A 22370-nucleotide genomic window follows, 5' to 3' on the forward strand; every position below is an offset into this window, starting at 1 on the left:
CCATCCGCGTAGACTGCCGCGCGTGGCCAAGGTGACGCGGGACGATGTGGCGAGACTGGCGGGTACGTCGACCGCGGTCGTCAGCTATGTCATCAACAACGGACCCAGGCCGGTCGCCCCGGCCACGCGCGAGCGGGTACTCGCCGCGATCAAGGAGCTGGGCTACCGGCCCGACCGGGTTGCCCAGGCCATGGCCTCGCGGCGGACCGACCTCATAGGGATGATCGTGCCGGACGCCCGGCAGCCGTTCTTCGCGGAGATGGCGCACGCGGTGGAACAGGCTGCCGCCGAGCGCGGAAAAATGGTGCTCGTCGGCAACTCCGACTACCGCGACGAGCGCGAGGTCCACTATCTGCGGGCCTTTCTCGGCATGCGGGTCTCCGGGCTGATCCTGGTCAGCCAGGGCCCCAGCGAGCGGGCGGCGGCCGAGATAGAGGCATGGGACGCGCGGGTCGTGCTGCTGCACGAGCGGCCCGAGGCGATCGACGACGTCGCGGTCGTCACGGACGACGTCGGCGGCGCCCAGCTCGCCACCCGGCATCTGCTGGAACACGGCAACGAGTACGTGGCGTGCCTCGGCGGCATGGAGTCGACCCCGGCGGTCGGCGACCCGGTCGCCGACCACGTCGAGGGCTGGCGCCGTGCGATGCACGAGTCGGGGCGCTCGACGGAGGGCCGGCTCTTCCAGGCCCCGTACAACCGTTACGACGCCTATCAGGTGGCGCTGAAGCTGCTCGCGGGTCCGGACAGGCCGCCGGCGATCTTCTGCTCGACGGACGACCAGGCCATCGGTGTACTGCGGGCCGCACGCGAGCTGCGGATCGATGTGCCCGGGGATCTCGCCGTGGCGGGCTTCGACGACGTGAAGGAAGCCGGTCTGACCGATCCGCCGCTGACGACGGTCTTCTCGGACCGCCCGGCGATGGCACGGGCGGCCGTGGACCTGGTGCTCGACGACTCGTTGCGGGTGTCGGGGTCGCGGCGGGAGCGGCTGAAGCAGTTCCCGTCGGCGCTGGTGGTGCGGCGGTCGTGCGGCTGCGGGGAGCCCACGGTCGGGGCGCGATAGGCCCGGCGGGCCGTAGCTGCGTACCTCTTGTCCCTGCCGGGCCGTACTCCCTGACTTCCCGGCGGGAAGTCCCGGCGGGAAGTCCCGGCGGGAAGTACTCCCTTATATGGGGCATACGAGGTTCTGCCGGGCTTCTCAGCGCGTGCTCAGGCTTCTCTCATCTTCGCCGGACACGCTCTTGGACATGACAGAGAGCCAGCGCCCGAGCGGCGAGTACCCGATGTACCCCTCGTACGGCAACGGTGACGCGTCCTACCCGCCACCGCCGTCCTACCAGCCCGCGCAGCCGATCGCGGCGGGCCCGGGAACCACCGTGTGGCCCGGCCTGGGCGGCGGCGCCGACGGGCACGGCCAAGGCGGGGACGGCGGTTACGGCTCCGACCTCCCGCAGCCCGCTCCCGAGCCTGCCTCGTCCCGGCGCCGGGCCCGGCGGCCGGTGGCCCTCCTGGCGGCCGTGGCGATCGCGGCGGCGGTCGTCGGTGGCGGTACCGCCACCGTCGTCGGCCAGCTCATCGGCAACGACACGAACAGCACGGGCAGCGGCGTCGTCCCCGGCACCACCGTCTCGCAGAGCAGCAAGGGCACCGTCGCCGGTGTCGCCCAGGCCGTCTCGCCGATGATCGTCGAGATCAACGCGACCTCGACCGCGGGCGAGTCCACCGGCTCCGGCGTGGTCATCACCTCCGACGGCGAGGTCGTCACCAACAACCACGTCATCTCCGGCGCCTCGTCGATCAAGGTGACGCTCAGCACGGGCAAGACGTACAACGCGAAGGTCGTCGGCACCGATGCCGACAAGGACCTCGCGCTCATCAAGCTCCAGGGTGCGAGCGGGCTGAAGACGGCCACGCTGGGCGACTCCTCGGCGGTCTCGGTCGGCGACCAGGTCGTCGCGATCGGCTCGCCGGAAGGCCTCACCGGCACCGTCACCAGCGGCATCGTCTCCGCCCTCGACCGCGATGTCACGGTCGCCAAGGAGGACTCCGGCGGCCAGGACCAGGCACAGGGCGGGCAGGGCGGCGGCGAGCAGTGGCCGTTCGAGTTCGGCGGCCGGCAGTTCAACGGCGACACCGGCAACTCCACCACCACGTACAAGGCCATCCAGACCGACGCCTCGCTCAACCCCGGTAACTCCGGTGGCGCGCTCATCAATATGAACGGCGAGATCATCGGCATCAACTCCGCGATGTATTCGGCGAGTTCGTCCGACGGATCCAGCAGCGCCGGCGCGGGCAGTGTGGGCCTCGGCTTCGCGATCCCGGTGAACACGCTCAAGGCCGACCTCGACACCCTGCGGGCCGGCAACAGCTCCTGAGGAGGCAGCCATGCACCACCCCACGCACACCCCCACCGGCCCGGCCGGCCTGGCCCTGCCCCTTGCCCTCGCAGCGGAATTCGCCACGGAACCGGCCGCGCGCCGTACCTCCGGGCCCCGGCGCGCCCCGGAGGTCCGTACCGCCGCGGGCCGCAAGCGCCGGGCCGCGCGACGACGTGCCGCGGCCGTGCGAGGCTGAGAGCACGGCAGGCCCCGCGGCCCGCCCCGGCAGCCCGGAACGAGAAGAGGACAACGAGCGATGAGCCCCGCCGAAGACGATCCGCAACGCATCCTGATCGTCGACGACGAGCCCGCCGTGCGTGAGGCACTGCAGCGCAGTCTCGCGTTCGAGGGGTACGGCACGGAGGTCGCCGTCGACGGCCTCGACGCCCTCGCCAGGGCCGAGTCGTACGCCCCCGACCTCATCGTCCTCGACATCCAGATGCCGCGGATGGACGGACTGACAGCGGCCCGCAGGCTTCGCGCCGCAGGCACCACCACACCCATCCTGATGCTCACCGCCCGCGACACCGTCGGCGACCGGGTCACCGGTCTCGACGCGGGCGCCGACGACTACCTGGTCAAGCCGTTCGAACTGGACGAGCTCTTCGCCCGCATCCGGGCCCTGCTGCGCCGCAGCTCGTACGCGGCCGCGGCGGGCGGCGGCGTCCTGGACGACGATGTGCTGGACTTCGCCGATCTGCGGATGAACCTCGCCACCCGCGAGGTCACCCGGGGCACACGCCGGGTCGAGCTGACCCGTACGGAGTTCACCCTGCTGGAGATGTTCCTGGCCCACCCACGGCAGGTGCTGACCCGCGAGCAGATCCTCAAGGCGGTGTGGGGCTTCGACTTCGAACCGAGCTCCAACTCCCTGGACGTGTACGTGATGTACCTGCGCCGCAAGACGGAGGCGGGCGGCGAACCGCGGCTCGTGCACACGGTGCGGGGGGTCGGTTACGCGCTCCGGTCCGGCGGCGGTGACGGATGACCGAGACCCTGCACCGGCTCCGCGCCCTGCCGTTGCGCTCCCGGCTCGCGCTGCTGGTGGCGACGGCGGTGGCGGTCGCGGTGGCGGCAGTGGCTGCGGCCTGCTGGTTCGTGACGAAGGCGCAGCTGGACCAGCAGATGGACAACACGCTGCGAAGTTCCAAGGTCGACAGGAACTACCTGGCAGACCTGTACTCCTACTGCCGGGGCACCACCCCGCTGCCGCCCCCGCCGTTCACCGGATACACCGTTCAGCTCGTCGACTCCCAGGGCACGGTGTGCATCGCCCGCAAGAATTCGGCGCTCCCTGTGAGCCCCGCCGACATCGCAGTGGCCGAAGGGCAGCAGCCCTACGCCCTGCACTCGGCGAGGGCCGAGAACGGGACGAGGATGCGCGTCTACACCTACCCGCTGCTGCAGACCGCTCCCACTCCCGGTGGCACGACGGGCAACATCGCCGTGTCCATCGCCCGCCCGATGAGCGAGATCGACAAGCCGCTCTCCACCCTCGCCTGGGTCCTCCTGGTCGTCTCCGGCATCGGCGCGATCGGAGCCGGCGCGGCCGGTCTCTGGGTCGCCCGCACCGGCCTGCGCCCCGTCGACGAGCTCACCGAGGCGGTCGAGCATGTCGCCCGCACCGAGGACCTCACCGTCCGCATCCCGGCCGAGGGCGAGGACGAGATCGCCCGGCTGTCCCGCTCCTTCAACTCGATGACCGCTTCCCTCGCCAGCTCCCGCGACCGTCAGGCCCAGCTGATCGCGGACGCCGGCCACGAACTGCGGACGCCGCTGACGTCCCTCCGTACCAACATCGAACTCCTCGCCCGCAGCGACGACACCGGCCGGGCCATCCCGCCGGACGACCGCAGGGCCCTGATGAAATCGGTCAAGGCTCAGATGACCGAGCTGGCCTCGCTCATCGGCGACCTCCAGGAACTGGCCCGCCCCGACGCGGCGGACCCCGGCCCGCTCCAGGTCGTCGCTCTGCACGACATCGCGGACACGGCCCTGGAACGCGCCCGCCTGCGCGGCCCCGAGCTGACGATCAGGGCGGACCTGACGCCTTGGTACGTACGGGCCGAGCCGGCCGGGCTGGAGCGGGCGGTGGTCAACGTCCTGGACAACGCCGTCAAGTTCAGCCCGCCCCGCGGCACGATCGAGGTCGCACTGCGCGACGGCGAACTGACGGTACGGGACCACGGTCCCGGCATCCCCGCCGAGGAACTCCCGCACGTCTTCGAACGCTTCTGGCGCTCCCCGTCCGCCCGCCAGCTCCCCGGTTCGGGCCTGGGCCTGTCGATCGTCGCCCGCACGGTCCAGCAGTCGGGCGGCGAGGTCACCCTGCGCCCGGCGGACGGCGACGGCACGGTGGCGTCGATCAGACTGCCGGGGGCACCGCAGCCGCCGCCGGAACCGCCACGGCCGTGAGGCCCGCCGCCCGGGCCGCCGGGAGCGCTCAGGCCCCCGGGTTGTGCCGGATCAGCGATTCCACCAGGCCGGACCGGGTGGCGGGGAAGTCCAGCGGGACGATGCCCAGCCCGGTCCAGCCGGCCGCCTCGGAGCCGTCGAGGAACGACTGGACCTGGGGGTTGAGGCGGTCCGCGTTCCAGCGCGGGGGCATCAGGGCCGCGGTGCTGACGTAGTTCATGTACAGCTTCCCGGGCTGCTGGGCGGCCTTGCGGAACTGGGCCTCGATCTTGGGGTACTTGGCGAACGGCTCCGCCATGTAGTCGTCCTGGATGTCGAAGAGCGCGGAATCGGCGTAGCGGACACCGGGCAGCCCGCCGTTGTCGGCGAGCAGCACGACCTTGCCCCGTGCCTCGCCCAGCGAGGGCAGCGCCGGGTCGATGCGGAACAGCGGCCGCCACCCCTTGCTGTCGAGGTAGAGGTCGAAGATCCGCCGGAACTCCGCGTCGCCCTCCTCGGAGTACTCCTGCTTGACCCGCATCAGCACGGTCTCGGTGGGCCGCTCGGCCAGGAAGTCCCAGCAGGCGCCGAGCACATCGCCGAACATCAGGTTCTGGTACGAGGCGCCGTGATGGATCGCGAAGGAGTCACCGGTGACCCGGCACCGTACGTCGAGGAAGCGCAGCCCGCTGTTCAGCTGCTCGGCGATCGTGGTGTTCTGGCACTCGGTCCAGGGGCCGCCGTAGCGGGCGCCGGAGTCGTGCGATCCGGGGATCGTGAGGCGTTGCAGCGCGGTGGCGTCGGGGATGGCGCCCATCCAGTCCTGGGTGGTGAGGACTTGCCGGGACACCGCGGTGGCGGGTGCCGCGCCCACGAGGGCGGTGGCGGTGGCGGCGAGGGCGCCGGTGAGGAAGTTCCGGCGGGTAGCGGTGTACGGGCTCATGCGGGGGTGCCTCCGTCTGCCGTGGGGGGTCAGCCCTGGGATTATGACGGGTGCACGTCACTACTGGAACAGGGCGGCCCGGCGGGCGAGGTACCGCCTCGAAGGTGGCGAACGCGCAGCGGGGCGGTGGGCCCGCCGGCCCACCGCCCCTCTCACCCGCGTACGGGAGTTACTGGATGACCGTGATCCGGTCCGTCGCCGGCGGGGCCAGCGGCGCGGCGGCCGTGGAGTGGGCCGCCAGGTAGGCGTTGAACAGGTCCAGGTCGGACGCGCCGACCAGCTTGTTGGCGCCCTGGCCGAGTGCCGCGAAGCCGTCGCCGCCGCCTGCCAGGAACTCGTTCATCGCGACGCGGTACGTCTTGGCCGGGTCGATCGCCGCACCGTTCAGCTTGATGGTGTCGGTGACCACACGGGCCGCACCCGTCTTCGTCATGTCCAGGGTGTACGTGAGGCCCTTGGACACCTGAAGGATCTTCGGGCTGGCCTCGTTGGAGCCGCTGACCTGCTGCTGGAGCGCGGTGATCAGCTGCGCGCCGGTCAGGTCGACGACGTTCATCATGTTGGTGAAGGGCTGCACGGTGAACGACTCCCCGTACGTCACCACCCCGTCGCCCTCACTGCCGGTCGACTTGTACACCAGGTCCGCCCGGATACCGCCCGGGTTCATGAAGGCGACGACCGCCCCGCCCTTGTCCGCCGGGGCCAGGCCCTCCAGCTGGGCGTCCGCGATCAGGTTGCCGAGCGGCTTCTCGGGGGCCGTGGAGCCGCGTCCGTTGATGTCGGCGGTGATGTAGCCCTGCGGCTTGTTCGCGATGGGCGCCGCGAGGGCGTTCCAGCGGGCGATCAGGTCCGTCATGTCCCTGGCCCTGCGCTGGTCCCGGCTGACGATGTGGTTCGCCGACTTCGGGTTCGAGGCTCCGGCCGACTTCACCGACGTACGGACGATGTCCTTGGTGCGGCGGTCGTAGGTGAGGGTCGTGTCGGTGTAGAGCTTGCCGAACGACGACGCCGAGGTGACCATGCGCGGGTTGCCCGCCGGGTCGGGGATCGTGCAGACGTACGCCTGGTGGGTGTGGCCTGTGACCAGCGCGTCGACCTTGGGCGTGATGCCCTTGGCGATGTCGGTGATCGGCCCGGAGATGCCGTCACCGGCGCCGGAGCTGTCGCAGTCGTAGTTGTACGAGGTGGAGGCGGGCGCCCCGCCCTCGTGGATCAGCGCGACGATGGACTTGACGCCCTGCCGGTCCAGCTCCTTGGCGTACTTGTTGACCGTCTCGATCTCGTCGTGGAACTTCAGGCCCTTGACGCCGTTGGCCGTGACGATGTTCGGCGTGCCCTCCAGGGTCACCCCGATGAAGCCGATCTTGACGCCGTTCTTCTTCCACACCGTGTACGGCTTGAGGATCGGCTTCCCGGTCTTCTCGCTCGTCACATTGGCGGCGAGGTAGGGGAAGTCGGCGCCCTCGAACTTCTTGTCCTTGTCGTAGCACCCCTCGACCGGGTGGCAGCCGCCGTTCTGCAGGCGGGCCAGCTCGGTGGCGCCCTCGTCGAACTCGTGGTTGCCGACGGCCGTCACATCGAGGTCGATCTTGTTGAGCGCCTCGATGGTCGGCTCGTCGTGGAAGAGACCGGAGAGCAGGGGGCTCGCGCCCACCATGTCGCCACCGGCCGCGGTGATCGAGTACGGGTGCCCCTTGCGCGCGGTGCGCAGCGAGGACGCGAGGTACTCGACGCCACCGGCCGGAATCGCCTTGGTGGTGCCGTCGGCCTGCGTCTCGGTGACCGTGCCCGCCGAGCCGGCCGGCGGCTCCAGGTTTCCGTGCAGGTCGTTGAAGGACAGCAGCTGTACGTCGACGGTACGGGCCGGCTTGTGGTGCCCGTGCCCATGGCCGCGGTCCTGGGCGCCCGCCGGCATCGCGGCGACGAGCGCGCCGACGGTGGCGAGCCCGGCCGCGGCGGCGAGCATCCGCCGGGACGCACGGTTCTTCTGCGGTGTCGCTGACATCGGTCCCCTTGTGAGTTCAGCGGGAGGTCTGAGAGTGGTGACGAGTCTGGAGACTTCGTGCCGCAGCCTAGAGTCAACGCGCGTAGCGCGACAGGTGTTCGGGGTTACGAACTGGTTGCCATGCGGTCGGTATCGGGGCCAACCACCGCGCATCACCCGTATGGCGTACGTATACAGGCAGAAACATCACGGCATGCATGCCTGCCGGAAGCGCGTGCGCCGGCGCGCCTCGCCGACAGTCGCACCCGCTGCCACGGACGGGTGACGGCGAATCACCCGGCGCCGTACCGCCTGCCGGTGGCCACCACCTCTTGCACGGCCCCGGCACGCTCAAGCAGCATCACACCGGCCTCACGGTCCTCGTGGTGGACGCGCAGTCGCGGGCCGTCGGCTACGACGCGCAGCTCCGGCCACGGGTGGTTCCACAGCAGGACGGCACGCTCCCACATCTGCATCCCGCGCGTGGTCGAGCGCAGTTGGTACTGCGGGCTTTCGTAGGGCGAGGGCGGGCTGTGGTCCGCGTACGGCGGACGGACCGTGTACGTGCCGATCACGCTCTCCCCGGGCTCCAGAGCCTCCGCCCGCATGCCGTCCTCGCGGCCCAGCCGCGCACCGGCCCGGCCCGCGAGCACCGCCACCAGTACGGCGACGGGCGCCAGGACCCACCACGGCGGCGCGATCTCGATCATCCGCCCGACGGCGGCCACAACTGCGAAGAACGCCGTCGCAGCGCCCCCGCGCACAGCCCGGCTCGCCCGACGCGCCCGGACCGCCCCTCAGCGGTGTCCCGCCCCGGCCTCGCTCCCGTGTTCCTGGTCATCCGCAAGCTCACCGTCCCCGAGCGCAGTGGCATCGTCACTCGAACCGCGACGGCACGAACCTACTGGTCACCGATCTTCGGTCACAACGCCCACCCCTGGACGGCACACGACAATCGGGCGCCGGACGACTACTGAAGGCGACTCGAACGCGACTCGAACAATTTGGGCAACAAGCTGTTGCCCAAATTGTTCGACACCCGTTCGACAGCCCGCCGCCCCCGCAACGCCCCCACCCCCACTCACCCCCCGTACGCTCGTACACATGACGACTGACGTACCTCTCCCCGCCCCCGGACGCGAGATCCAGACGCTCGAAGTGCTCTCCCCCGAACAGGCCGGAGCCGTGTCCGAGCTGCTCGCCGAGGCGGCCCGGTCCGACGGCAGGCAGGCCGTGTCCGAGCAGGGGCGGCTGCAGCTGCGGGGCGGGCGGCGTGAGGGGGTGCGGCATCTGCTGCTCACCAGTGGGCCGACCCTGGTCGGGTATGCGCAGCTGGAGGACACCGACCCCGTCGAGGCGCCGGCCGCCGAGCTGGTCGTACATCCGGCGTACCGCGGGCAGGGGCACGGGCGGGCGCTGGGTGCGGCGCTGCTCGCCGTGACCGGGAAGCGGCTGCGGGTGTGGGCGCACGGCGGGAAGTCCGCGGCCCGGCATCTTTCGCAGGTCCTCGGCCTCTCCCTCTTCCGCGAACTGCGTCAGCTGCGGCGCCCGCTGAGCCCGCTGGACATCGCGGAGCCGGTGCTGCCGCCCGGCGTCACCGTCCGCACCTTCGTGCCCGGCGAGGACGACGCCGCCTGGCTCGCGGTGAACCGCGCCGCCTTCGCCCACCACCCCGAACAGGGTTCGCTGACCCAGCGCGACCTGGACGACCGCAAGGCGGAGCCCTGGTTCGACCCGAAGGGCTTCTTCCTGGCCGAGCGCGACGGCGAGCTGATCGGCTTCCACTGGACGAAGGTGCACGCCGATGACCACCTCGGCGAGGTGTACGTCGTCGGCATCCGGCCCGACGCGCAGGGCGGCGGGCTCGGCAAGGCGCTCACCGCGATCGGGCTGCGCCACCTGGCCGCCGAGGGGCTGCCGACCGCGATGCTCTACGTCGACGCGGACAACAAGGCGGCCCTGACCGTCTACGAGCGGATGGGCTTCGCGACGCACGAGGTGGACCTGATGTACCGCACGGAGTCCTGAGCAGCCACAACTCGCCCGGGGGCGGCGTCGCTTGACGTCGCCCCTTCCTTACGCCACCCTTCCACTAGTTAATTAGTGAAAGGGGTGAACATGGCAGAGTCCGCAGCGGTCGAGTACCGCATCGACCGGCGCAGCGGCGTCGCCACGTACCTCCAGATCGTCCAGCAGACCAAACAGGCCCTCCGCCTCGGTCTGCTGGAGCCCGGCGACCGACTGCCCACCGCACGCGAGGTCGTCGAGGCCACCGCCATCAACCCGAACACCGTGCTCAAGGCCTACCGGGAGCTGGAACGCGAGGGCCTCGTCGAGGCCCGGCGCGGGCTCGGCACCTTCGTCACGCGGACCCTCGGCGGCGCTGCGGCCGCCGACGACGCGCCGCTGCGCGCCGAGCTCGCCGACTGGGCCCGCCGGGCCCGCGCGGCCGGACTGGAGAAGGACGACGTGAGCGCACTCTTCACCGCCGTACTGGACAAGACTTTCGAGGGGGATCAGGCCGGATGACAGGCGCTGCGATCGAGGCCGTCGGCCTCGGCATGAAGTACCGGAGCAGGGGCGGGGGCTGGGCGCTGCGCGACTGTTCGTTCCGGCTGCCCGCCGGGCGCGTGTGCGCACTCGTCGGTCCCAACGGTGCGGGCAAATCCACCCTGCTCGCCCTCACGGCGGGCTTCCTGCGGCCTTCGGAGGGCACGGTACGCGTGCTGGGCGGGGCGCCCGGGAAGACACGGGCCAAGATGGCCTTCGTGGCCCAGGACAAGCCGCTGTACCCGCAGTTGACGGTCGCCGCGACACTCTGGGCGGGCGCCGAGCTGAATCCCGCCACCTGGGACCAGGACACCGCCGAACGCATCGCCGGAGAGCTCCCGCGTGACGCCGCGGTCCGCAACCTCTCCGGCGGCCAGCGCACCCGGCTCGCACTGGCCCTCGCCCTCGGCAAGCGGCCCGAACTGCTCCTGCTGGACGAACCGATGGCCGACCTCGACCCCCTCGCCCGCCACCAGCTGATGGGCGCACTGATGGCCGAGGCCGCCGAGCACTCCACCACCATCGTGATGTCCTCGCACATCCTCACCGAGCTGGAGGGCGCCTGCGACTACCTCCTGTTCGTCGACGGCGGCCTGGTCCGCCTCGGCGGCGAGACGGACGACCTCCTCGCCGCACACGCCCTGCTCACCGGTCCGGTGCGGGACACCGCCCCGCACACCGTCGTCGAGTCCCGCACGGCAGGGCGTCTGCAGACGGCGCTGGTACGGAGGCAGGGCCCGGTGGACGCCACCGTCTGGGAAGCCGCGGAGCCTTCGCTGGAGGAACTGCTGCTGGCGCATCTGCGATCACCCGGGGCGCCCGCTCTGCTGACGCCGAGCGCAGAGGCGCGCAGCCGTGAGGCGGTGGCGGCCGTATGAGCACGATCGCCTTGCGCGGCCCGGCCCGCGTCGTCCTCACCCAGCACCGGCGGGCCCTTCAGCTCCTGGGCGTGCTTCCCGTCCTGGTCGTCGTCGCTCTGGTCGGCGCCTGGCTGTGGACCGACCACGTCCAGAACGCCTTCGCCGCGACGGGCTGCTCGGTCGTGCACACCGTGCCCGGCTGCGGCGACACGGTGAATGACTTTCTCGACCGCCGGTTGTGGATGAGGGAGGCCCTCGACTGGTCCGGCCTGCTGATGATGGTCCTCCCCGCGTTCATCGGGATCTTCGTGGCGGGCCCGGTGATCGGCCGCGAGATGGAGAGCGGCACGTACAAGCTGGCGCTGTCCCAGTCCGTGGCACCCGCCCGCTGGCTCGCCGCCAAGCTCGCCGTGCCGGCCGTCGTGACACTGGCCTCCGTCTCCGTGCTGTCGGCCGCCTGCGCCTGGGCCCGGCCACGGGCCGACAGGGCGCATCAGGGACTGGAGTGGCACGAGCGCACCGTGTACGGCTCGATGGGCACCCTCCCCGTCGGCTACGCCCTGTGCATGCTGGCCCTCGGCGCACTCGCCGGTCTGGTGCTGCGGCGGACCGTGACCGCGATGGTCGTGACGGTGATCGGGTACGGCGCCCTGGTGGCGACCTTCAACTCCGTGCGCGACCGTCTGTGGCCGACCCTGACCGACACGTTCAAACAGGGGAGCGGCTACCGGTTCCCCGACGGGGCGGTCGACGTCGGGACGGGCTGGCTGACCCACTCCGGCCGACGGCTGCCCCACAGCGCGTGCCTGGAATGGGACCCCGGCTTCAAGCAGTGCCTGGCCGACAAGGACATCACCCTCCGCTACGTCGACTACCACCCCGCCTCGCACTTCTGGCCGCTCCAGCTCGTCGAGACCGGCATCCTGCTCGCCCTGGCCGCACTCGCCGTCGCTCTCGCCTTCCGGGTGCTGCGCCGCCGCCACGGCTGAGACCGCCGCCGGGCACCGTGTCCGGGCCTTCGGGGGCCCGGACACGGCTTATATGACCAATCCGCGCACCACACACCGCTTCCTGCACGTCATGTCGCCGTTACCAGCCATTCAGAAGGGCTTGCGACCCTCTCGGAATGCAGCCAGCTGTGCCGACCCCCCACAACGGGAGAAATCCCGGTGGAAACCGTGCGGACCGCACGACCCGTGAGTTCCCCGTGATCTCCGCCCCCTTCGGCGCGCCCTCAGAGCCCCCGACGCGGAAGAATAGGGCCATGAGCCAGCAGCCCAGCTCCGAGGTCCCGGTCCAGCCCACCGTGCAGCCGTCGGTCGGCTCGCTCGCCGCGCACCGGCCGCACGCCGTCGCCTCGTCGGCGTCCAACGGCGCCACGCTGTCGACCCGGGCCGACCTCGATCCCGACATCGACGCCGACGTCGACGCGTACGAACCCGACGTCGACGGCAGCGAACTGCCCCACGGCCGTTTCCTGGACCGGGAACGCAGTTGGCTCGCGTTCAACGAACGGGTGCTCGAACTGGCCGAGGACCCGGCGACGCCCCTCCTCGAACGCGCCAATTTCCTCGCCATCTTCGCCTCCAACCTGGACGAGTTCTTCATGGTCCGGGTGGCCGGACTGAAGCGCCGTATCGCCACCGGTGTCGCCACCCGCTCCGCCTCCGGACTCCAGCCCCGCGAGGTCCTCGACCTGATCTGGACCCGCTCGCGCGAGCTCATGGCCCGGCACGCCGCCTGCTACCAGCAGGACGTCGCCCCCGCCCTGTCCGACGAGGGCATCCAGCTGATCCGCTGGCCCGAGCTGACCGAGAAGGAACAGGCCCGCCTGTTCACCTTCTTCCGGCAGCGCGTCTTCCCCGTGCTGACCCCCCTCGCCGTCGACCCGGCACACCCCTTCCCGTACATCTCGGGTCTCTCGCTCAACCTCGCCGTCGTCGTACGCAACCCGGTCAGCGGCCACCGGCACTTCGCCCGGGTCAAGGTTCCGCCACTGCTGACCCGCTTCCTGGAGGCGTCGCCGCAGCGGTACGTGCCCATAGAGGACGTCATCGCCGCCCATCTCGAAGAGCTCTTCCCGGGCATGGAGGTCCTCGCCCACCACATGTTCCGGGTCACCAGGAACGAGGACCTGGAGGTCGAGGAGGACGACGCCGAGAACCTCCTCAAGGCCCTGGAGAAGGAGCTCATGCGGCGCCGCTTCGGCCCGCCGGTCCGCCTGGAGGTCGAGGAGTCCATCGACCCGTACGTGCTGGACCTGCTGGTACGCGAGCTGAAGGTGTCCGACGCCGAGGTCTACCCGCTGCCCGGACCGCTCGACCTCACCGGGCTCTTCGGCATAGCGTCCCTGGACCGGCCCGAGCTGAAGTTCCCCAAGTTCATCGCGGGCACCCACCGCGATCTCGCCGAGGTCGAATCCGCCTCCGCGCCCGACGTCTTCGCCGCCCTGCGCGAGCGCGACGTACTCCTGCACCACCCGTACGACTCGTTCTCCACCTCCGTCCAGGCGTTCCTGGAGCAGGCCGCCGCCGACCCGGACGTCCTGGCCATCAAGCAGACCCTGTACCGGACTTCGGGCGAATCCCCGATTGTGGAAGCCCTCATCGACGCCGCCGAATCCGGCAAGCAGGTCCTCGTACTCGTCGAGATCAAGGCCCGCTTCGACGAGCAGGCCAACATCAAGTGGGCGCGCAAGCTGGAGGAGTCCGGCTGCCACGTGGTCTACGGGCTCGTCGGCCTCAAGACCCACTGCAAACTCTCGCTCGTCGTCCGCCAGGAGGGCGACACACTGCGCCGGTACGCCCACGTGGGCACCGGCAACTACCACCCCAAGACCGCCAGGCTGTACGAGGACCTCGGCCTGCTGACCGCCGACCCGCAGGTCGGCGCGGACCTCTCCGACCTCTTCAACCGGCTCTCCGGCTACTCCCGCCGCGAGACCTACCGCCGCCTCCTGGTCGCCCCGAAGTCTCTGCGTGACGGGCTGATCGCCCGTATAAACAAGGAGATCACGCACCAGCGGGCCGGGCGCAGCGCCTACGTGCGCATCAAGGTCAACTCGATGGTCGACGAGGCGATCATCGACGCCTGCTACCGGGCTGCCACGGCGGGCGTACCGGTGGACATCTGGGTGCGCGGCATCTGCGCGATCCGCCCCGGCGTCCCCGGCCTCTCCGAGAACATCCGGGTCCGCTCGATACTGGGCCGCTTCCTCGAACATTCCCGGATCTTCTCGTTCGGCAACGGCGGCGAACCCGAAGTGTGGTTCGGCAGCGCCGACATGATGCACCGCAACCTCGACCGCCGGATCGAAGCACTGGTCCGGGTCACCGACCCCGCCCACCGCGCCGCGCTCAGCCGGCTCCTGGAGACCGGCATGGCCGACACCACCTCCTCCTGGCACCTCGGTTCCGACGGGAACTGGACCCGGCACGCCACGGACGCGGACGGCCAACCGCTGCGGCACGTACAGGAAATGCTCATTGACGCCCGGAGGCGCCGGCGTGCGACGCCATGACCACCAGACGACGCAGGCGGACCTTACGGCAGGAGCGGTGCTCGCGCCCTACCTGCAGGAACAGGCCGCCGAATTCCTGCGCAGCCTGCGCCTGCACCGCGAGAACAGCGCCCCCACGGACGCCGGAACCCACGCCGCCGAGGAGGCCGCCGGTGCCCTGCGCCGTTCGTCCCGCCGGATCGGCGGCACGCTGCACACCTTCCGGGCGGCGCTGGACGCGGCCTGGGCCGAGCAGCTCCGCACCGAACTGGCCTGGCTGTCGGGCACCCTGGCCCGGGAGCACGCCTACTCGACCCGGCTGAACCGGCTCCTCGAAGCTCTTCACGCCCTGTCCGGCACCTCACTGCCCACCGCCCGCACCGGGGCCGGCTCCGGTGCCGCCGGTGACAAGGAGCGCGCCGCTCTCGGCGTAGGCGCGGCCCGCGCCGGGGCGCTGCTCGAACGGCAGCTGACCCTCGCCCGGACCCGCGCCCACTCCGCGGCGCTCCAGGCGCTCGGCTCCTCCCGCTTCCATGCGGTGGCCGACGCCGTCGCGCTGCTCGCCTCCGAGGTGCCGCTCGCCGCGGCAGCCACGGCTCCGGCCGAGGAGATGCTGCACGGGCCCGCCGACCGGGCCGAACAGCAGCTGCTCGGTGCGGTGGCCGCGCTCCCCTCGAACGAGGCGGTCGAGCCGTACAACGAGGCGCAGGACGCGCCCTGGCACCGGACCCGGCTGCTGCTGCGCCTGCACCGGTATGCCCACGAAGTGGTACGGGGCGCCCCCGACCCGGTCCTGGTCGCGTCGGGGCACGCGCTCGATCTGCACCGGGATGCGGCGGAGGCGGCCTCGGCGGCGGCATCGGCGGCCCGCACGCCCCGGATCGCGCCCGCGACCGCGTACGCCCTGGGGGTGCTCCACGCCGATCAGCGGCACGAGGTGGAGGCGGCGCGCAGTGTGTTCCGGGAGAGCTGGCCGTACGCGACCGCGGCGGTGATCGCACCGTGAGGAGCGGGCCTGTGCTCGCCGCGGGGTGCGTGCTGTGGCGCCGGTCGGAGTGCTCCGGCGAGCTGGAGATCTGTCTGGTCCACAGACCCCGTTACGACGACTGGTCGCATCCGAAGGGCAAGCTGAAGCGCGGCGAGTCCGCGCTGGACGGCGCCCGGCGCGAGGTCCTGGAGGAAACGGGCCACCACTGCGCACCGGGTGCCCCGCTGCCCACGGTCCGGTACGCCGTGAACGGGCGTCCCAAGGAGGTCGCCTACTGGGCGGCCGAGGCGACCGGTGGCTCCTTCGTACCGAACGCAGAGGTCGACCGGGTGAGCTGGCTCTCCCCGGCGGCGGCCCGTACCCGCCTCACCCGGCCGCACGACCGGGATGTGCTGGACGCCTTGCTCGCCGGCCTGCCGAGCACCTGACCGGGACGAGGATCAAGCCCGTCCGGCGTCGAGGATGTGACCCTCGCCCCGGACGGACCCCGGAACCGCACCGTACGACACGGTTCACCTCCCGTTCACTCTCCCCCGTAAACGGCTTCACCTGTTCTGCCTAACTTCGGCAGTGCACGGTGCGCGGCGCAACGCCGAAGCACCCACCACATCGCACGCCGTCGTAGAACGAAAAAGACCTCGGCGGCTCCTGGAAGGAACACCCGAAAGTGAAGCTTCAGCGCAAGAACCGGCTTCGTGCCACCGCGCTCGGTGCCCTCGCCGTCTCCGGCGCCCTGGTCCTCACGGCGTGCGGTTCGGACAACAACAGCGACGGGTCCACCGGTGGCAACGGCGGCAAGACGAGCGCCGCGTCGAACATCAAGTGCGACGACGCCAAGGGCCAGCTGCTCGCCTCCGGCTCCAGTGCGCAGAAGAACGCCATGGACCTCTGGGTCAAGAACTACATGGCCGGCTGCTCGGGCGTCGAGGTCAACTACAAGGGGTCCTCCTCCGGTGACGGCATCATCGCCTTCAACCAGGGCACGGTCGGCTTCGCCGGTTCCGACTCGGCGCTGAAGCCCGAAGAGGTCGCCGACTCGAAGAAGATCTGCAAGGGCGGCCAGGGCATCAACCTCCCGATGGTCGGCGGCCCGATCGCCATCGGCTTCCACCTGGAAGGTGTCGACAGCCTGACGCTGGACGCCCCCACCCTCGCCAAGATCTTCGACAGCAAGATCAAGAAGTGGAACGACCCGGCGATCGCCAAGCTCAACAGCGGCGCGAAGCTCCCGGACAAGGCCATCCAGCCCTTCCACCGCTCCGAGGACTCCGGCACCACCCAGAACCTCGGCAAGTACCTGGGCGCGGCCGCCCCGAGCGACTGGAAGTACGAGGCCGAGAAGAAGTGGCCGGCCCCCGGTGGCCAGGCCGCGTCCGGCTCCTCCGATGTCGCCGCTCAGGTGAAGCAGGTCGACGGCGCGATCGGCTACTTCGAGCTCAGCTACGCCACCTCGCAGTCGATCTCCACCGTCGACATCGACACCGGTGGCGCCGCCCCGGTCAAGGCGACCCCGGAGAACGCCTCCAAGGCCATCGCCGCCGCCAAGATCAAGGGCACCGGCAAGGACCTGGCGCTCGACCTCGACTACGCCACCAAGGCCGAGGGTGCGTACCCGATCGTCCTGGTGACGTACGAGGTCGTCTGCGACAAGGGCAACAAGGCCGAGACCCTGTCCACGGTCAAGTCCTTCCTGAACTACACCGCCGGTGACGACGGCCAGAAGATCCTCACCGAAGCCGGTTACGCGCCGATCCCGACCGAGATCAACGCAAAGGTCCGCGAGACCATCGCCTCCCTCTCGTAACCGAGGAACGCAGCCGGGGCACGCAGCCCGAAGGCACGCAAGCACCACATAGCAACACCCGTAGCAACATCAGCAACACCTGGCGGGCCGGTCCGGTGCACCCCTCCGGACCGGCCCGCCACCACCCATCCGGTGCACCGCCGCCAGGGGAGCCCACCGCTCCCCCACACAGACCGGAAAGACCATGGCTTCCACCACACCGATAGACACGCCGCCGGCACCGCCGGTGGCGCGCAAGCGCGCCAGGCCCGAGGCCGGGCGCGTGGGCGACAAGATCTTCCTGGGCCTCTCAAGGGGCTCGGGCATTCTGCTGCTCGTGATCATGGCGTCGATCGCCGTGTTCCTCACCTACCGCGCCGCGCTCGCCGTGTCCAAGGACGAAGGCAACTTCTTCACCACCTTCGACTGGAACCCGGCCGGCGACCCCCCGGTCTTCGGCATCGCGGTCCTCCTCTTCGGCACGGTCGTCAGCTCGATCGTCGCGATGGCCATCGCCGTCCCGGTCGCTGTCGGTATCGCCCTGTTCATCTCGCACTACGCGCCGCGCAAGCTGGCCGCGCCCCTCGCGTACGTCGTCGATCTGCTCGCCGCAGTGCCGAGCATCGTGTACGGCATCTGGGGCGCCCTCGTCCTGGTCCCGTACCTGGAGGGCCTGAACCTCTGGCTCGACCAGTTCTTCGGCTGGACGTACCTCTTCGAGAAGACCGAGGTCGGCGTCGCCCGCTCGCTCTTCACCGTCGGCATCCTGCTCGCGATCATGATCCTGCCGATCGTGACCAGCATCAGCCGCGAAGTCTTCCTCCAGGTCCCGAAGATGAACGAGGAAGCCGCCCTCGCCCTCGGCGCCACCCGCTGGGAAGTCATCCGCCTCTCGGTGCTGCCCTTCGGCCGCTCCGGCGTGATCTCCGCCTCGATGCTGGGCCTGGGCCGTGCGCTCGGCGAGACGATGGCCGTCGCCACGGTTCTGTCGCCGAGCTTCCTCATCTCCGGGCATCTGCTCAATCCGGGTGGCGGAACCTTCGCCCAGAACATCGCCGCGAAGTTCTCCGAGGCCGACGATCTCGGGCGCGACGCCCTGATCGCCTCCGGCCTCGTGCTCTTCATCCTCACCCTGCTGGTCAACGGCGCGGCCCGGCTGATCATCGCCCGCCGCAAGGAATACTCGGGGGCCAACGCATGAGCCAGGCAGCCAACACCGGCATCCAGGAACGCCCCACCCCGATGGCGCCCACACGCAAGACCGGCCTCAGCAGCCGGACCCTGCCCCGCTGGGCCCCCCTCGCCTTCGCGGCCGTCGCGATCGCACTGGGCGTGGGGATCGGCGCGGCGGCGGGCTGGCGCAGCCACACCCAGTGGGGACTACTCTCCGCCCTGCTCTTCGTCGTCATCTCGTACGTCACGACGACGGTCGTCGAGAACCAGCGCCAGGCCAAGGACCGTCTCGCCACCAGCATCGTCTGGGTGTGCTTCCTCCTGGCCGTCGTCCCGCTGCTCTCGCTGCTCTGGACCACGGTCAGCCGCGGCGCCGAGGTCCTCGACGGTTACTTCCTGACCCACTCCATGGCCGGTGTCCCCGGCATCGAGCCGGGCGGCGGCGTCTACCACGCACTGATCGGCACCCTGGAGCAGGTCGGCCTCGCCACCCTGATCTCCGCCCCGATCGGCCTGCTGACCGCCGTCTATCTGGTGGAGTACGGCAAGGGCGCGCTCGCCAAGGCCGTCACGTTCTTCGTCGACGTGATGACGGGTATCCCGTCCATCGTCGCGGGTCTCTTCATCCTGTCGATCATGCTGATGACGCAGCTCCAGCCGTCCGGCCTGATGGGTTCGCTGGCCCTGTCGATCCTGATGATCCCGGTCGTGGTCCGCTCCACCGAGGAGATGCTCAAGCTCGTCCCGAACGAGCTCCGCGAGGCATCGCTCGCCCTCGGCATCCCGAAGTGGCGCACCATCCTGAAGGTGGTCCTCCCCACCGCGATCGGCGGCATCACCACCGGTGTGATGCTCGCGATCGCCCGGGTCGCCGGCGAGACCGCGCCGATCATGCTGCTGGTCTTCGGCAGCCAGCTGATCAACACCAACCCCTTCCAAGGTGCACAGTCCTCGCTCCCGTTCTACATCTGGGAGCAGTACAAGATCGGCAGCGAGCCGTCGTACGACCGTGCCTGGGCCGCCGCTCTGGTCCTGATCGCCTTCGTCATGATCCTCAACCTGGTGGCCCGCGGCATCGCCCGCTGGAAGGCCCCGAAGACCGGCCGCTGACCGCGGCACGAAAGAAGCAGTGATTCAGATGGCCAAGCGCATCGACGTCAGCGGCCTGTCCGCCTACTACGGCTCCCACCTCGCCATCGAGGACATCTCGATGACCGTGGAGCCCCGCTCCGTGACCGCCTTCATCGGCCCGTCCGGCTGCGGCAAGTCCACCTTCCTGCGCACCCTGAACCGTATGCACGAGGTCACCCCCGGTGGCCGCGTCGAGGGCAAGGTGCTGCTGGACGACGAGAATCTGTACGGGACGAACGTCGACCCGGTCACCGTGCGCCGCACGGTCGGCATGGTCTTCCAGCGTCCGAACCCGTTCCCGACCATGTCGATCTTCGACAATGTCGCGGCGGGCCTCAAGCTGAACGGCTCGTACAAGAAGAACCAGCTGTCGGACATCGTCGAGAAGTCCCTGCGCGGCGCCAACCTCTGGAACGAGGTCAAGGACCGGCTGAACAAGCCCGGCTCCGGTCTCTCCGGCGGCCAGCAGCAGCGCCTGTGCATCGCCCGCGCGATCGCGGTCGAGCCGGAGGTGCTGCTGATGGACGAGCCGTGCTCCGCCCTGGACCCGATCTCCACCCTCGCCATCGAGGACCTGATCGGCGAGCTGAAGGAGCGCTTCACGATCGTCATCGTGACGCACAACATGCAGCAGGCGGCCCGTGTCTCGGACCGCACGGCGTTCTTCAACCTCGCGGCGGTCGGCAAGCCCGGCAAGCTCGTGGAGATCGACGAGACGGAACGCATCTTCTCCAACCCGTCCGTTCAGGCAACCGAGGACTACATCTCGGGCCGCTTCGGATAGTCACCCGGCAACGGGGCTGACGTGGGCCGGGGACGTGGGTGGTTACGCCCGGTGGTGGGTTTCCACCGGCGAACCGCCTCACCCCTCCGGCGAACCGGCCTCGTCCCCAGATGGCCTTGAGGTGCTGCATGGCGGTGCCACCGCAAGGCGAAGGGGCCGCCCCCACTCCCCGCAGAGGGAGTGGGGGCGGCCCCATTTCCGTACAACCCCGATCGCGCCGGGCAGAGGACGAAGCGGCCACCGGACGACCCCGGCAACCCCGCCCCGTCACCCGAACAGCAGCACCACAACCCCGTAACTGGCGGCAGCGACCAACCCCGCGGCCGGCATCGTGATGAACCACCCCAGGATGATGTTCTTGGCAACACCCCACCGCACCGCGTTCACCCGCTTCGTGGCGCCCACACCCATGATCGCCGAGGTGATCACATGCGTCGTGGAGATCGGTGCGTGAAACATGAACGCCGAGCCGAACATGATCGACGCGCCCGTCGTCTCCGCGGCGAACCCCTGCGGCGGGTCCAGCTCGATGATCTTCCGGCCGAGCGTCCGCATGATGCGCCAGCCACCCGCGTACGTGCCCAGCGAAAGCATCAGCGCGCAGACGAGCTTCACCCAGACCGGAATCGGGTCGCTCGGGCTCTCGACATCGGCGATGACCAGGGCCATCACGACGACACCCATCGTCTTCTGCGCGTCCTGCAGACCATGGCCGAGCGCCATGCCCGCAGCCGAGACCGTCTGGGCGATCCGGAAGCCGCGCTTGGCCTTGTGCGGGTTGGCCTTCCGGAACATCCACATGATCGCGACCATCACCAGATAGCCGACGACCAGGCCGATGACCGGCGAGACGAACATCGGGATGACGACCTTGTCGAGCACCCCGTCCCAGTGCACCAGCGTCCCGCCGGCGAGCGCCGCACCGACCATGCCGCCGAACAGCGCGTGCGAGGACGAGGACGGCAGCCCGAAGTACCAGGTGACGAGGTTCCAGATGATCGCACCGACGAGCGCGGCAAAGAGGATTCCCATCCCCTTGTCCCCCTCGGGGGTCGCGATCAGACCCTCACTGACGGTCTTGGCGACACCGCTGCCGAGGAATGCACCGGCAAGATTCATCACCGCGGCCATCGCCAGTGCCGCACGTGGTGTCAGTGCACGGGTGGAGACGGACGTGGCGATGGCATTCGCCGAGTCGTGGAAGCCATTCGTATACGTGAAGCCGAGCGCGACACCGATGGTCACGATCAGCGCAAAGGTGTCCACGTGGTTCAGGACTCCTTGACCGCGATGGTCTCCACCGTGTTGGCGACATGCTCGAACGCGTCGGCGGCCTCTTCCAGCACGTCCACGATCTGCTTGAGCTTCAGCACCTCCATGGCGTCGTACTTGCCATTGAAGAGATGGGCCAGCAGCTTGCGGTGGATCTGGTCGGCCTGGTTCTCCAGACGGTTGACCTCGATCCAGTACTCGGTGAGGTTGTCCATCGTCCGCAGACCCGGCATCGCCTCGGCGGTCAGCTCGGCCGCCCGGGCCAGCACCTCGATCTGCTGCGCCACACCCTTGGGGAGTTCTTCGACCTGGTACAGCACGACCAGGTCGACGGCCTCCTCCATGAAGTCCATGATGTCGTCGAGCGACGATGCGAGGTTATAGATGTCCTCGCGGTCGAACGGCGTGATGAAAGAGGAGTTCAGCTGGTGGAAGATCGCGTGGGTGGCATCGTCCCCCGCGTGCTCCGCTGCCCGCATGCGCTCCGCGATCTCGACCCGGGAGGCAGAGTCCGCCCCGAGCAGTTCCATCAGGAGTTTCGAGCCCGTGACGATGTTGTCCGCGGATGCGGAGAACATGTCATAGAAGCTCGTCTCCCTGGGGGTCAGACGAAAGCGCACGTGGG

At 70.0% G+C, this 22370-nt stretch carries 22 protein-coding genes; 17 read left to right on the forward strand and 5 right to left on the reverse strand.

All coding sequences use genetic code 11. The features are described 5' to 3' along the window. Positions 1–22: 22 nt before the first annotated feature. The 5 genes from ACFVYE_RS29460 to ACFVYE_RS29480 all read left to right on the forward strand — a co-directional run bounded on the left by ACFVYE_RS29460 (position 23) and on the right by ACFVYE_RS29480 (position 4799). On the forward strand, positions 23–1066 hold the full coding sequence (locus ACFVYE_RS29460) for a LacI family DNA-binding transcriptional regulator (RefSeq protein WP_383959872.1): 1044 nt from the start codon (positions 23–25) through the stop codon (positions 1064–1066). Positions 1067–1250: 184 nt separating this feature from the next. Continuing rightward, positions 1251–2381, forward strand: a complete 1131-nt coding sequence (locus ACFVYE_RS29465) for a S1C family serine protease (RefSeq protein ID WP_383959870.1) — start codon at positions 1251–1253, stop codon at positions 2379–2381. Positions 2382–2391: 10 nt separating this feature from the next. Continuing rightward, positions 2392–2580 carry a hypothetical protein gene (locus ACFVYE_RS29470; protein WP_389607695.1) on the forward strand — a complete coding sequence of 63 codons (189 nt, stop codon included), beginning with the start codon at positions 2392–2394 and terminating at the stop codon, positions 2578–2580. Positions 2581–2640: 60 nt separating this feature from the next. Further along, the gene (locus ACFVYE_RS29475; RefSeq protein ID WP_389607696.1) at positions 2641–3372 is read left to right on the forward strand and encodes a response regulator transcription factor; all 732 of its coding nucleotides are present in this window, start codon (positions 2641–2643) and stop codon (positions 3370–3372) included. Next, complete coding sequence (locus tag ACFVYE_RS29480; RefSeq protein ID WP_389607697.1) at positions 3369–4799, forward strand: sensor histidine kinase; 1431 nt, start codon at positions 3369–3371, stop codon at positions 4797–4799. The genes ACFVYE_RS29475 and ACFVYE_RS29480 overlap by 4 nt, the downstream gene beginning before the upstream one ends. A gap of 28 nt (positions 4800–4827) precedes the next feature. Here the strand turns inward: ACFVYE_RS29480 and ACFVYE_RS29485 are convergent, their stop codons facing one another. From ACFVYE_RS29485 to ACFVYE_RS29495, 3 genes are all read right to left on the reverse strand, one after another. Then, positions 4828–5721 (reverse strand): phosphatidylinositol-specific phospholipase C, encoded by an 894-nt coding sequence (locus ACFVYE_RS29485; RefSeq protein WP_383959862.1) that lies wholly within the window; start codon positions 5719–5721, stop codon positions 4828–4830. Between the two features lie 169 nt (positions 5722–5890). Further along, a complete protein-coding gene (locus ACFVYE_RS29490) occupies positions 5891–7726 on the reverse strand; it encodes a bifunctional metallophosphatase/5'-nucleotidase (protein ID WP_383959861.1) in 1836 nt (611 codons plus the stop codon). Between the two features lie 272 nt (positions 7727–7998). After that, on the reverse strand, positions 7999–8415 hold the full coding sequence (locus tag ACFVYE_RS29495) for a hypothetical protein (protein ID WP_383959859.1): 417 nt from the start codon (positions 8413–8415) through the stop codon (positions 7999–8001). A gap of 117 nt (positions 8416–8532) precedes the next feature. Between ACFVYE_RS29495 and ACFVYE_RS29500 the strand changes: the two genes are divergently transcribed. The 12 genes from ACFVYE_RS29500 to pstB all read left to right on the forward strand — a co-directional run bounded on the left by ACFVYE_RS29500 (position 8533) and on the right by pstB (position 20473). After that, the gene (locus tag ACFVYE_RS29500) at positions 8533–8682 is read left to right on the forward strand and encodes a hypothetical protein (protein ID WP_389607698.1); all 150 of its coding nucleotides are present in this window, start codon (positions 8533–8535) and stop codon (positions 8680–8682) included. 127 nt (positions 8683–8809) lie between these two features. Then, positions 8810–9733, forward strand: coding sequence for a mycothiol synthase (mshD, locus tag ACFVYE_RS29505; protein WP_383959855.1), 924 nt, complete (start codon positions 8810–8812; stop codon positions 9731–9733). Between the two features lie 90 nt (positions 9734–9823). Then, a complete protein-coding gene (locus ACFVYE_RS29510) occupies positions 9824–10234 on the forward strand; it encodes a GntR family transcriptional regulator (RefSeq protein WP_114245740.1) in 411 nt (136 codons plus the stop codon). Continuing rightward, the gene (locus tag ACFVYE_RS29515) at positions 10231–11133 is read left to right on the forward strand and encodes an ABC transporter ATP-binding protein (protein ID WP_383959851.1); all 903 of its coding nucleotides are present in this window, start codon (positions 10231–10233) and stop codon (positions 11131–11133) included. The genes ACFVYE_RS29510 and ACFVYE_RS29515 overlap by 4 nt, the downstream gene beginning before the upstream one ends. Then, positions 11130–12104, forward strand: a complete 975-nt coding sequence (locus ACFVYE_RS29520) for an ABC transporter permease subunit (protein ID WP_383959849.1) — start codon at positions 11130–11132, stop codon at positions 12102–12104. The genes ACFVYE_RS29515 and ACFVYE_RS29520 overlap by 4 nt, the downstream gene beginning before the upstream one ends. A gap of 275 nt (positions 12105–12379) precedes the next feature. Further along, positions 12380–14635, forward strand: a complete 2256-nt coding sequence (locus ACFVYE_RS29525; protein WP_383959847.1) for an RNA degradosome polyphosphate kinase — start codon at positions 12380–12382, stop codon at positions 14633–14635. After that, positions 14622–15620 carry a CHAD domain-containing protein gene (locus ACFVYE_RS29530; RefSeq protein ID WP_389607699.1) on the forward strand — a complete coding sequence of 333 codons (999 nt, stop codon included), beginning with the start codon at positions 14622–14624 and terminating at the stop codon, positions 15618–15620. Before ACFVYE_RS29525 ends, ACFVYE_RS29530 begins: the two co-directional genes overlap by 14 nt. Positions 15621–15631: 11 nt before the next feature. Beyond that, positions 15632–16030, forward strand: a complete 399-nt coding sequence (locus ACFVYE_RS29535; RefSeq protein ID WP_383959844.1) for an NUDIX hydrolase — start codon at positions 15632–15634, stop codon at positions 16028–16030. Between the two features lie 239 nt (positions 16031–16269). Then, positions 16270–17406 carry a phosphate ABC transporter substrate-binding protein PstS gene (gene pstS / locus ACFVYE_RS29540; protein ID WP_383959842.1) on the forward strand — a complete coding sequence of 379 codons (1137 nt, stop codon included), beginning with the start codon at positions 16270–16272 and terminating at the stop codon, positions 17404–17406. A 184-nt stretch (positions 17407–17590) separates the two neighbouring features. Beyond that, positions 17591–18586, forward strand: a complete 996-nt coding sequence (pstC, locus tag ACFVYE_RS29545) for a phosphate ABC transporter permease subunit PstC (RefSeq protein ID WP_389607700.1) — start codon at positions 17591–17593, stop codon at positions 18584–18586. After that, on the forward strand, positions 18583–19668 hold the full coding sequence (pstA, locus tag ACFVYE_RS29550) for a phosphate ABC transporter permease PstA (RefSeq protein ID WP_383959838.1): 1086 nt from the start codon (positions 18583–18585) through the stop codon (positions 19666–19668). The genes pstC and pstA overlap by 4 nt, the downstream gene beginning before the upstream one ends. 28 nt (positions 19669–19696) lie before the next feature. Then, a complete protein-coding gene (pstB, locus tag ACFVYE_RS29555) occupies positions 19697–20473 on the forward strand; it encodes a phosphate ABC transporter ATP-binding protein PstB (RefSeq protein ID WP_383959836.1) in 777 nt (258 codons plus the stop codon). Positions 20474–20740: 267 nt separating this feature from the next. On the opposite strand, the gene ACFVYE_RS29560 is transcribed toward pstB, so the two are convergent. After that, entirely contained in the window at positions 20741–21739 is a 999-nt protein-coding gene (locus tag ACFVYE_RS29560; protein ID WP_383959834.1) for an anion permease, read from the reverse strand. A 5-nt stretch (positions 21740–21744) separates the two neighbouring features. Continuing rightward, complete coding sequence (locus ACFVYE_RS29565) at positions 21745–22365, reverse strand: DUF47 domain-containing protein (protein WP_114245730.1); 621 nt, start codon at positions 22363–22365, stop codon at positions 21745–21747. Positions 22366–22370: the final 5 nt, after the last annotated feature.

It is taken from the genome of Streptomyces sp. NPDC058239 (genome assembly GCF_042882185.1).
GTDB lineage: Bacteria > Actinomycetota > Actinomycetes > Streptomycetales > Streptomycetaceae > Streptomyces.